The organism is Promineifilum sp. (SeqCode) (genome assembly GCF_041918635.1).
GTDB lineage: Bacteria > Chloroflexota > Anaerolineae > Promineifilales > Promineifilaceae > Promineifilum.
The window spans coordinates 1-10,105 of the sequence record NZ_JAYRVJ010000089.1; the positions used below are offsets into that span (position 1 = coordinate 1).

Here is a 10,105-nt window from a genome sequence, read left to right on the forward strand (position 1 = left end):
CCGGGCCGGTCAGCTCAACGTCGGTATAGAGCCGGTCGGCGGCCGGCGTGGCGGCGATGATCTCGATGTCCCGCTCGCCCAGCCACTCGATGATCTCGGTCGCCGGCGCGGCGACCACCGGCACGGTGAAATAGGCCCCCAGGCTGGCGCGGATGACGTTGGGGTTGTGAAGGTCTGTTCCCCGTCCGCCCGGCGCGATGGGCGCGATGACCGCGTCGACGCCGGCGGCGTCGGCCGTGCGCAGGATGGCTCCCAGGTTGCCCGGCTTCTCGGCTTCCTCGATGATGACCAGGAAGGGCACGTCGGCGGTGAGCTCGTTCAATTCAACAGAGCGATAGGCGATGACCAGCAACAAGCCGCCGCTCTCGCCCCGGTAGGCGATCTTCTCGAAGACGGCCGGTGTGACCTCGAACAGCTCCGTTCGCCGCGCCGCGGCGAGCTTTTCCAGTTGGCGCACCAGGGGGTGGGCCTCCGGCGCGAGTCGCTCGGCGCAGACGTAAGCCTCCAGAGGGGCCGGCCCGGCGTGCAGCGCCAACCCGACCTCGCGCAGGCCCTCCACAATGGTCTGGCCGACCTCGTCCCGGTAGCGCCGGTCGGACAACTTAACGATGCGCTTGATGCGAGGGTTTTGCAGGCTGGTGATTGAGGGCATATCAGTATTCCCCCTCCCGATACGCCTCTTTGCGGGCCAGGTAGTTGCGGACGGCGCGAGGGCCGGCGGCGCGCTGCGACTCGGACAGCGGGCCGACGATCCGCGCCGGCACGCCCAGCGCCAGCATGCCGGGCGGCACGCACAGGCCCGGCGGAACCACCGCGCCCGCGCCAACCACCGCGCCCGCGCCGATGATCGCTCCGTCCAGCACCGTCGCCCGAATGCCGATCAGCGCGCCATCCTCAACCGTGCAGCCGTGAACGACCGCGCCGTGGCCGATGGTGACCTCGTCGCCGATGGCGCAGGGGAACCCGGCCGAGACGTGCAGCACCGCCCCATCCTGGACGTTCGTCCGGTCGCCCACGCGAATCGGCGCTTCGTCGCCGCGCAGGACGGCCCCAAACCAGACGCTCACGTCTTCGCCCAACGTCACGTCGCCGCGTACCGTGGCGGTGTCGGCAATCCAGGCCGTCGGGGGAATGGTAGGGCAGGGGTGTTCGGTCACAGGGTCTACCGTTTGATGCCCGGCGCGAGCATGGAGTCGTCGGTGGCCCAGGCCGACTCCGGCAGGGCCGGCTTGTCCGCCTCCTGTCCCAGCCATTCACGCGCCAGCATGATGGTTGCCACGGCGTAGGCCAGGCCGCCGATGATCCAGGCGATCATTGCGCCGAAGCTGTAGTCGTTGATGTGCAGGCCGGTGAACTGGAACGTCGCCGGGTAGTTGTAGAAGGGCTCGGGCATGAACAGAAGCACCAGGCCGACGATCTTGACCGGCCAGATGCTGATGAAGGCGTAGCCGATGCGCACTACCGGGTGCATGGTTCCGTGAGTGTGCGGCCAGGCGGCGGTGACGTGCCACCAGTTCAGCAGGCCAATGCCGAGCAGACTGCTAAGCTCGATGGCGTGAACCCAGGTGTGGCGCAGCGTGGCCGCGTGGATGACCGGATCGTACCAGAACCAGCAGATGCACAGGAAGGCCAGCAGCGTGACGCCGGGCGCGGTAGCCCAGAGAATTACCCGGCGCAGCCGGCCGGGTCGCGCGCCGGTCGCGCCCGCGCCGCGCCGCGAAGCCAGCAGCGCGTCGCGCCAGCGCGCCGGCAGGCCGTGGACGATGGCCGGCACGGGGTTGGCCATCATGAGCAGGCTGGGGATGGAGGCGACGAGGAGCATATGTTGGACGATGCGGGCGCTGAAGTAGCGGGTGGACAGATAGCCGAGCGGGGAGATGAGCGCGACGGCCAGCAGGGCCAGACCCGCCACAAAGAGCACCAGCGAGCGCGTCGACGCCGGAGAAGTCTTGGGCGGGCGCTCCTTATGAAAACGCCCTAAGCGGCGCCAGCCGCGCGCGTAGAGCAGGCCGGCGAGAAAGACAACGGCCGCTGCCAGCAGGCGCATGAAGGTTGCTTCGGGCGAGAGCATTGACGTGAATTGTAGCAATAGCCGGCCGTGTGAATCAATCGGCTTAGCGGTTGTTCATAGCCAGTGCTTGCTGACGGACTGCGGCCATCGGAATGGTTGCCATATGGGGGTCACGATGCACCAGAGTAGCTTCGTTCACCCTAGCCGTTGCTGCAATGAGCGCGTCAATGAGCGGCAGCCGTTGGGGTGTCTCTCGGCCAATCGCGTAAGCGGCCAGCGCTACCGTTCTATCGACACTAAATGTGTTTGTGAAGAGTAGGCTATAGTTTTCCAGCGTTTCCAGGATGGTCGCGTCGTCGGCACCCAGAGCATGTAAGCGCCGCGCGAATTCGGTGAGGGTTGGACAGGCAATCATGATCTCTGCCTCGCTGTCCTCAAATAGCGCTTGCACCTCTTCCCAGCCCGATTCCTGACGATAATGAGCTAGTAGCGCCGACGTATCGAGTAGGTAGCGCACCAGTTTCACGCTTCAGTTTCGCGTTCGACGATCAGATCGGCGACACTGTCGCGCTCAGGCTTATATTGACGCCCACTTCCTAGAAGTCGGCGCGCCAGTTCTCCGCGATCGGGGATAACCCGAACCACGATTTCGTTCCTTTCAACATTGGGTGTCCATTCCAGCCGCCAGCCTGGCCTGATACCGAAAGCGCGACCTACCTCGGCCGGAATCGTGACCATATTCTTCTGGGTAACGGTAGTAATCATGGAGTTGATAATAATCCATGTATCATTGGAAAACAAGGTAAATGGCTTCAGCTAGGGCTAAACGGTAAAGCGCATTATCTTACTGACTAGCGAACGGCAGATAATCAACCGATTGTGCCCTTAAAAATGCAGCTAATGATTCAATAGCGCTTTCAATCGCCGCGCGCGTCTCGCCGGCAAACGTGACGCCCGGCTCCAGGTGAATGGCGTTGATCGTCAGCCGATTCGCCTGGCGATCCATCTTGGGGTCTACGCGGCCGATGAGCCGGTCGCCATGGAGGATGGGCATGACGTAGTAGCCATACTGGCGTTTGGCGGCGGGGGTATAGATTTCGATGCGATAGCGGAAGTCGAACAGCCACTCCGTCCGGTCGCGGTCGGCAATGAGGTTGTCGAACGGGGAGAGCAACGTGGTCTGCGGCCGCCACTCGCCGCGGCGAAGGCGCTCCAGTTCCGGCAGCAGGTCATTGTGGAGATACCACGGGCCGGGCAACTCGCCAGCGTCGCTGCGCACGGCCACGTGCTGAACGCGCCCATCGGCCACCAGTTCGGCCAGCGCCTTATTCAGGCCGGGATAGCTGTGGCGGGTAAAGTAGTGCTTGACGTCGCGCGCCTGGGCCGCGCCCAGGGCCAGCAGCGCCCGCTCCACGGCCCGCCGCACGAGCAATGGCTGGTCGACTGGCGGCTCGTGGACGCGACTGCCGACCTGATGCTCCATCAGGCCCCACTGTTTCTTCAGTCCATAACCGTTGCCGCTGCGCCGGGTTACTGTCACGTCGCCCCGCAGCCACATCGCTTCGAGTATGAAAATGACGTCCTTGTTGCTGCCCCAGTCACTCTCATATCCCCAAGGGACGTGCGCTACCTGGGCTGTGAGCTCTTCGGCGTAGAGCGGCCCGCGCTCGGCCATTTCGTCGAGGATGCTTTGACGGAAGAGGTTGTTAGCCTCCAGCCACTCGTTGACCCGTTGCCGCCAAAGGCCGCTGCCCACTTTGCGCTGATGCATCTGTGGCCTGAAGATGGGGTAATCATCGGCCAGAACAATCGAGGCGGCGTGCGCAAAGTACTCAAATAGCGCCTTGTCCTCCCAGAGCAGGGCCTCCAGGTCGGCCGGATCATACTGGCCCAGGCGGCTGAAGGGGACGAGTAGCTGCGTGCGGGCGACGACGTTGATCGGGTCAAGTTGCAGGCAGGTGATGCGCTGGATGGTATCGAGCAGGTCGGCCTTGGTCGGCGCGGCCGGCGGCGCTTCGAGCTGTTGGGCGATGATGGATAGACGGCGAGCCTCGGCGACAGTGAGCGTCAAGGGTTGTGTCATGGCCGAATTGTAGTAGAACGGGTGTTTCATTGCAAGATGTCGTGCCCTTGGCGACTGACACCGTATTTAGTATCATTCTCTTGTGACGAGGCGATAGAAGCGATTGCAGAGATTCGAAACAATCCCCGGAGTGTTCGCTTTGAGGATTTGCATCAGCTTCTTCTTGATTATGGCTTTCAGCAGCGGCAGCCGCGTGGTGGCTCGAGTCATTTCATCTACGTTCGAAGCACCCTGAGGTTGACATTACCACTCAATCGCCCGCATTTGAAAGAAGTCTACGTCAAACGAGTTATTAGGCTCCTGGAGGGAAATCGACAATGAGTGAAAAGTCAGTCGAATACTACCTTGACCTGCCTTACACCATTGAATTCATTCGCGACACCTCTGATGAGGAGCAACCGGTTTGGTTTGCCAGTGTGCGAGAACTGCGTGGTTGCATGACAGAGGCTGATGACTTCGATGAAGCCGCTCGCTTTATCCGCGACGCCATGCACATCTGGATCACCGATGCGCTTGCGTCCGGCGATCCAATTCCCGAACCGCAACTCAATCAGGAGTTCAGCGGTAAGTTCTCGTTACGTTTACCCAAGTCGCTTCATCGCGAGTTGGTCTTTCAGGCAGAGCGCGAGGGTGTTAGCCTCAATCAATACATTACGGCTGTTCTAAGTCGTGCTGTTACGGCGCAGTAGCGACTCCCAAGCTGTCACGCCGCGTCAACAAAAGAGCGGGGCAACCAACCGGTTGCCCCGCTCTATCATGTGTTGTTGGGTGATTCGTCGCTAGATTCCTAACGCCACCGTCTCCCCCATCAGCGCCAGCAACACGTCCAACTCGGCCTGAGTTACGCCAGCAACGCCCAGCGGCCGGTTGACCCGGTCGTGACAATCGGAGCCGCCGGTCTGGATGAGGTCATACTTCTCGGCCCAGGCGGCCATCAGGTCGCGGTGCTCCTGCACGTGGCCGGGGTACTGCACCTCCAGACCATCGAGACCGAGCAAGTCTTCGTCCAGAAACTCCGGCATTAGCGTATCGACGACCTCAATGGGCGGCAGCACCTCGTTGTAGAGGCTCTCGCCGGGGTAAGAGCCGGCTGCCGGGTGGGCGAAAACGCGCACCAGTTGCGGGTACGCCTTCAACAGCGGCGTCAATGTCGCCGGGTCGATGCCGGACGGGATGTACGCGCGGCTGTCATTGCCGATCAGCAGGTTCACCTGTTCCTTGCTCAGGCCGTGGTTGCCGGACAGGGCCAGGGCGAAATGGCGGCGGGTGACGTTGTCGGCCAGCGCCTCGATCTCTTCGGCCGTCAGGTCGCGCTGCAAGAGCGGCGTCGCGCCGTTGGGGCCGAACTCGGCGTTGATGGCGGCGACGCGCGCCCGCACCAGCCCGCCGCCGCGCCCCTGGCTGAAGATCGCTTCGGCCATGCCGCGGAAGGCAACGTCATGGAGCAAGTGGTAAGGAATGTAGAGCAGGTAGTGCAGCGTGCCGGTGAAGTAGGGCCGCTTGAAGCGCAGCGACACCTCAACGCCGGGCACGACGCGGATGCCCGCGGCGGCGCTGGCCGCCAGCGCCTCGTCGAGGCCGTTCAACGTGTCGTGGTCGGTCACGCCGACGGCCCGTAGCCCCAGTGCGGCGGCCTGATTGACCAGCTCGGCCGGCGTGTACTCGCCGTCCGAAGCGGTGGTGTGGTTGTGCAAGTCAGCGATAAAGGTGCGATCCATGTGTGAACTGTCTCCTCAGGTTCGCCGCCGGATGGGCCAGACTCGTGCGGCCACCTTACCCGGTTTAGGCGTTCGTGCCCAGCATACGACGCCAAGTTGTCAAACAACCTTAAGGAGCGCGGCCGGCGCACAATGTACCCTTAGCTATACCCTTGCCTCATCCCAGGGCATATGGCGCTATTGCGTTATCCCTTTAGACTGGAAACATGCGTTATGGACGTTATCGCCAGCGCATTTTCTGAACTGTAAAGAACCGCACCACTGTCGACAAGTCGAATTCACACAGATACGGAGGTTGTGATGAAACTACATTCGTTAAACGATCTGCTACACCATGAGCTAGAGGATCTGCTTAGCGCCGAGCAGCAGTTGGTCGAGGCGCTGCCCTTGATGGCTGAGTCGGCGACGAGCCCCGCGCTCAAGTCTGCTTTCAAGGATCACCTGAAGCAGACAAAGACTCACATCACCCGCCTGGAGAAGGCGTTCAAGGCGCTTGGCGAGGAGCCGAAGGCCCATACCTGCAAAGGGATGCAGGGCCTCATCAAGGAAGGCGAAGAGGTGATGAAAAATGCCGTCGACGCTGACACCCGCGACGCGGGACTCATCGGCGCGGCCCAGCGCGTAGAGCACTACGAGATCGCCGGCTATGGCACGGCGCGCGCCCACGCCGAGCAGTTGGGCCAGCAAGAGGTGATGACCCTATTGCAGACCACGCTCGATGAGGAAGGCGAGGCCAACAAGCTGCTGACGCAACTGGCCGAAGGGCGCATGTCCTTCACCGGCGCGAACGAGAAGGCCGCGGCGGCTACCCGCTAAACGGATCCCATCAGCTAGCAGCGAGGGGCGACCGGCATAGGTCGCCCCTTTTTGCTGGATTGAACACCTATCAGATGGAGGAATAAGGGCATGACACACATTAAATCGGTGGACGATCTATTTGTCCATGAGCTGCAGGACCTGTACAGCGCCGAAAGCCAACTTGTGACGGCGCTGCCGCTGATGGCCGCCGCGGCTACCGCGCCGGAACTGCGCCAGGGCTTCGAGAAGCATCTGGAGGAGACGCGCACGCAACTCCAACGCGTTGACCAGGCGCTCGTGACGGTCGGCCACAAGCCGAGCAATGAGACGTGCAAAGGAATGCATGGTCTGATCGAGGAAGGATCAGACCTGTTGAAGCACGTTGAGCGCGGCCCTGTCCTCGACGCGGCGCTGATCGACGCCGGGCGTAAGGTGGAGCACTACGAGATCGTCGCCTATCGTGGGGCGCTAGCCAGGGCGCACGACCTCGGCCAGTCCGCGGTAGCCAGCCTGCTAGAGATGAACTTGCAAGAGGAGGAACTGACCGATCACCGCCTCCAGCAGTTATCGCAGGGCATGATGCCGTTTAGCGGCCCGGGCAGCGACCCGCGCGACGACGGCTCCGAGGTGATTGTCCGTCAAAGCTAGGACGGATTTACCGTACGCACTTGCCCCATCGCCGCCGTGTCGTAACCGGGCATGGCGGCGACGGCGGCGCGAAAGGAATCGTCGCTGAGCAGATCGAGCAGGGGCCGGAGCAGCTCGCTCTCGTAATGCTCGACCGGGATGATCAGCTCATACGGCTCGTGCGCCAGGGGCACGAAGTCCAGCTTCAGCGCCCGCGCCGCGGCCTGGATGCCCAACCCCGCGTCGGCCGCCCCGGAAGCCACGGCGGCGGCGACGGCCAGATGGGTGTACTCCTCCCGCTCGTAGCCGCGCACGGCCGCCGGCTCAATCCCCAACCGGCTTAGCTCATAGTCCAGCAGCACCCGCGTCCCCGCGCCACGCTGCCGGTTCACCAGGCGCACGTCCGCCCGGGCCGCGTCAGCCCAGCCGCGCAGCCCTTTCGGGTTTCCCGGCGGAACCATCCATCCCTGTTCGCGCCCCACTAACATCACCAGTTTCACCGATTGTCCGGGCAGGTAGCGCTGTACGTAGCTGGTGTTGTACTCGCCTGTCTGGGGGTCGAGCAGGTGGGAGCCGGCCAAGTGCGCTTCGCCCCGCCGCAAGGCCACCAGACCGCCCAGGCTGCCCACGTTGGCCGAACTGAGGCGCAGCCCTTCGTACCGCTCAGCCAGAAATTGCGCCAGCAGATCCAGCGTCAGATCGTGGCTGCCGATGGCGACGATGGCGCGGGCGATGTCGCGTGGATCGCGGTAGAGGTGGACGGTCACCGTCGCGCCGGCGTCCTCCCCTTCGCTGAAGCGCGGAATGCGTACGATGCCGTCGGCGCGCACAAGCGACGTGATGACCCCCGCTCCCCGGCTGATAGGGGTGACCGTCAGCCGCTCCCCAACCTGACCGACGACCACGCGCACGTAGTCATCGTCGCCGGTGTGGGAGACGACCTTACGCGACAACACGCCTTGCAGGGTAGGGGGCCGCCACACCGGCTGTCCCTGCCAGCGCGCCAGCAGCGGCTCGACAAAAATCTCGCCGGTCAGCGCCGCGCTGACCGGATAGCCGGGCACACCGATGATCGGCGTAAAAAGCTCACCGGTCGTCGTTTGTTGTTTGTCGTTCGTCGCTGTTCCGCGCGCGATCAGGCCCAAGATGACCGGGTGGCCCGGCCGGATGGCGACGCCGTGAACGAGCAGCCGGCCGAGCGACTCCACGACGTGGGCGGTGTAATCCTCGCTGCCGGCCGAGGAGCCGGCGTTGAGCAGAACCAGGTCGTGTCCGGCGGCCGCCTCGCGGACGGCGGCGCGGATCGCCTCCAGGTTGTCTGGCACGATGGGCCAGCGCGTCGCCACGCCGCCCCACCCCTCCACCTGGGCCGCCAGCACCAGCGAGTTGTACTCGATCATGCGCCCCGGCCCCGGCTCACCCGCCTCGGCCGGCACCAGCTCGGAGCCGGTGGGGATGACAGCCACGCGCGGCCGGCGGTAGACCGACACCGTGGCGTGGCCGGAGCCGGCCAGCGCGCCCAGATCGACCGGGCGCAGGCGGTGGTTGGCCGGCAGCACCAACTCGGTGGCGACCATATCCTCGCCCATCGACCGGACGTGGTTCCAGGGCGGCACGGCGGCGCGAATCTCGATGGCGGCGCGCCCATCGGGTAGCGCCACCGGCTGGACGTGCTCGATCATGACGACCGCATTGGCCCAGGGTGGTAAGGGGTGGCCGGTGTTGACAGCTTGGGCAGAGGGGGGCGGGGGAGCAGAGGGGCGGGGGAGCCGGGGAGCGGAAGCCCCCCCATGTTCAGTCGGCATTCCCACATCTGAGGTGGTGGAGTCTGCCGATGAATGCCCCCCTGCATCCACAAGCACGAAGCGCAAGGGCGCGCTCTCCATCGCCCCCACCGTATCCTCCGCCCGCAGCGCGTAGCCATCCATGGCGCTGGCGTGGTAGTGGGGCGAGGAGAGGCGGGCCCAGACGGCGGCAGCCGTCACGCGGCCGTTGGCCGCGCTCAGCGGCACGCGCTCGGTGTCGAACGGCCCCCAGCGGCCGGCCTCGCTCAGCGCCGCGCGAAAGGCGGCCCAGGCTTCATCGAGCGGGATATCTTCAAGGTAGAACTTGCGTTGTATGGAATTATCTCCGCTCAACTGTGCATCTTCTCCAGTACCAGGAAATGGGATAGCCCCAGCACGGCCAGCGGCGTACCCTCGACCGCATAGAGCGCGCGCCGGATCGCCCCGCCCAGGCGCGGGCTGCGCCGCACGATGTTGTCGTAGCCGCCGAAGATATGGCCGTAGTGTAGTTCGCGCGCCGGCAGCCCGCGAAACAGGCCGCGCAACCCACTGGCGGTGTAGGCGCGGACGTGGGGAGCCAGCCGGTTGCGTAGCGGGTTAGGCAGGTAGTTGACCAGCGGCTTGTTGCCGAAGTAGTATTCGCCGCGCCAGTAGATACCGTGCTGTTCGACGGGATACCAGCGGTTGGGCGCGAAGATGACGATGCGCCCGCCCGGTCGTGTCACGCGCACCATCTCAACCGCGCAAGCGCGGTCGTCGGCCACGTGTTCCAGCACCTCGTTGCTCAGGATAAAATCGAAGCTGTCGTCGGCGAAGGGCAGGCGCTCCCCCTCGCCCAACGCCATGCCGTCGGCGCGCGGCAGGGCGTCCACGGCCCGGTCGTGTTCCACCTCCAGGCCAATGCGCAGGCTGTCGGGATTGACGCGGCCAAACGCTTCCAGATAGGTTCCCAGGCCCGCGCCGTTGTCGAGCAGCCGGCCGCTCAGATCGGTCCAGCGCCGGATCATGTCCAGCCGGCGATCCTGGCCGGAGCGCCAGACGTAGCCGGGTTCGCCGCGCTCGGCGGCTTTGTCGGAGTGGGTCA

The 10,105-nt window shown here is 64.3% G+C and carries 12 protein-coding genes; 3 read left to right on the top strand and 9 right to left on the bottom strand.

Annotated elements, in window-relative coordinates; genetic code table 11:
• From ACE3UY_RS02910 to ACE3UY_RS02935, 6 genes are all read right to left on the bottom strand, one after another.
• Positions 1 to 652, bottom strand: a 652-nt coding sequence (locus tag ACE3UY_RS02910; protein ID WP_374686052.1) for a TrmH family RNA methyltransferase, incomplete at its 3' end; no start/stop codon positions are given.
• Position 653: 1 nt separating this feature from the next.
• Entirely contained in the window at positions 654 to 1,157 is a 504-nt protein-coding gene (locus ACE3UY_RS02915; protein WP_374686053.1) for a gamma carbonic anhydrase family protein, read from the bottom strand.
• A 5-nt stretch (positions 1,158 to 1,162) separates the two neighbouring features.
• Entirely contained in the window at positions 1,163 to 2,047 is an 885-nt protein-coding gene (locus tag ACE3UY_RS02920) for a cytochrome c oxidase assembly protein (RefSeq protein WP_374686054.1), read from the bottom strand.
• Positions 2,048 to 2,114: 67 nt separating this feature from the next.
• A complete protein-coding gene (locus ACE3UY_RS02925; protein ID WP_374686055.1) occupies positions 2,115 to 2,537 on the bottom strand; it encodes a type II toxin-antitoxin system VapC family toxin in 423 nt (140 codons plus the stop codon).
• Positions 2,534 to 2,776 (bottom strand): AbrB/MazE/SpoVT family DNA-binding domain-containing protein, encoded by a 243-nt coding sequence (locus tag ACE3UY_RS02930; protein WP_374686056.1) that lies wholly within the window; start codon positions 2,774 to 2,776, stop codon positions 2,534 to 2,536. Before ACE3UY_RS02930 ends, ACE3UY_RS02925 begins: the two co-directional genes overlap by 4 nt.
• A gap of 79 nt (positions 2,777 to 2,855) precedes the next feature.
• Entirely contained in the window at positions 2,856 to 4,124 is a 1,269-nt protein-coding gene (locus ACE3UY_RS02935; RefSeq protein WP_374686057.1) for a winged helix-turn-helix domain-containing protein, read from the bottom strand.
• A gap of 287 nt (positions 4,125 to 4,411) precedes the next feature.
• Between ACE3UY_RS02935 and ACE3UY_RS02940 the strand changes: the two genes are divergently transcribed.
• Positions 4,412 to 4,783, top strand: a complete 372-nt coding sequence (locus ACE3UY_RS02940; protein WP_374686058.1) for a type II toxin-antitoxin system HicB family antitoxin — start codon at positions 4,412 to 4,414, stop codon at positions 4,781 to 4,783.
• Positions 4,784 to 4,873: 90 nt separating this feature from the next.
• Here the strand turns inward: ACE3UY_RS02940 and ACE3UY_RS02945 are convergent, their stop codons facing one another.
• On the bottom strand, positions 4,874 to 5,812 hold the full coding sequence (locus ACE3UY_RS02945) for a PHP domain-containing protein (RefSeq protein WP_374686059.1): 939 nt from the start codon (positions 5,810 to 5,812) through the stop codon (positions 4,874 to 4,876).
• Between the two features lie 300 nt (positions 5,813 to 6,112).
• Here ACE3UY_RS02945 and ACE3UY_RS02950 point away from each other — a divergent pair, with 300 nt between their 5' ends.
• Together ACE3UY_RS02950 and ACE3UY_RS02955 are read left to right on the top strand one after the other, a co-directional pair.
• Entirely contained in the window at positions 6,113 to 6,628 is a 516-nt protein-coding gene (locus tag ACE3UY_RS02950; protein ID WP_374686060.1) for a ferritin-like domain-containing protein, read from the top strand.
• 90 nt (positions 6,629 to 6,718) lie between these two features.
• On the top strand, positions 6,719 to 7,258 hold the full coding sequence (locus ACE3UY_RS02955; protein WP_374686061.1) for a ferritin-like domain-containing protein: 540 nt from the start codon (positions 6,719 to 6,721) through the stop codon (positions 7,256 to 7,258).
• On the opposite strand, the gene ACE3UY_RS02960 is transcribed toward ACE3UY_RS02955, so the two are convergent.
• Both ACE3UY_RS02960 and ACE3UY_RS02965 read right to left on the bottom strand, forming a co-directional pair.
• The gene (locus ACE3UY_RS02960) at positions 7,255 to 9,375 is read right to left on the bottom strand and encodes a molybdopterin biosynthesis protein (protein ID WP_374686062.1); all 2,121 of its coding nucleotides are present in this window, start codon (positions 9,373 to 9,375) and stop codon (positions 7,255 to 7,257) included. The two genes, ACE3UY_RS02955 and ACE3UY_RS02960, sit on opposite strands and share 4 nt — an antisense overlap.
• Positions 9,372 to 10,105: methyltransferase domain-containing protein (locus ACE3UY_RS02965; protein ID WP_374686063.1), on the bottom strand; the 734-nt coding region annotated here is incomplete at its 5' end. The genes ACE3UY_RS02965 and ACE3UY_RS02960, both read right to left, overlap by 4 nt.

Coding starts and splice junctions, on each gene's coding strand:
- ACE3UY_RS02935 (WP_374686057.1), bottom strand. CDS start 4,124: ATGAAACACCCGTTCTACTACAATTCGGCCATGACACAACCCTTGACG.
- ACE3UY_RS02920 (WP_374686054.1), bottom strand. CDS start 2,047: ATGCGCCTGCTGGCAGCGGCCGTTGTCTTTCTCGCCGGCCTGCTCTAC.
- ACE3UY_RS02950 (WP_374686060.1), top strand. CDS start 6,113: ATGAAACTACATTCGTTAAACGATCTGCTACACCATGAGCTAGAGGAT.
- ACE3UY_RS02955 (WP_374686061.1), top strand. CDS start 6,719: ATGACACACATTAAATCGGTGGACGATCTATTTGTCCATGAGCTGCAG.
- ACE3UY_RS02930 (WP_374686056.1), bottom strand. CDS start 2,776: ATGATTACTACCGTTACCCAGAAGAATATGGTCACGATTCCGGCCGAG.
- ACE3UY_RS02940 (WP_374686058.1), top strand. CDS start 4,412: ATGAGTGAAAAGTCAGTCGAATACTACCTTGACCTGCCTTACACCATT.
- ACE3UY_RS02945 (WP_374686059.1), bottom strand. CDS start 5,812: ATGGATCGCACCTTTATCGCTGACTTGCACAACCACACCACCGCTTCG.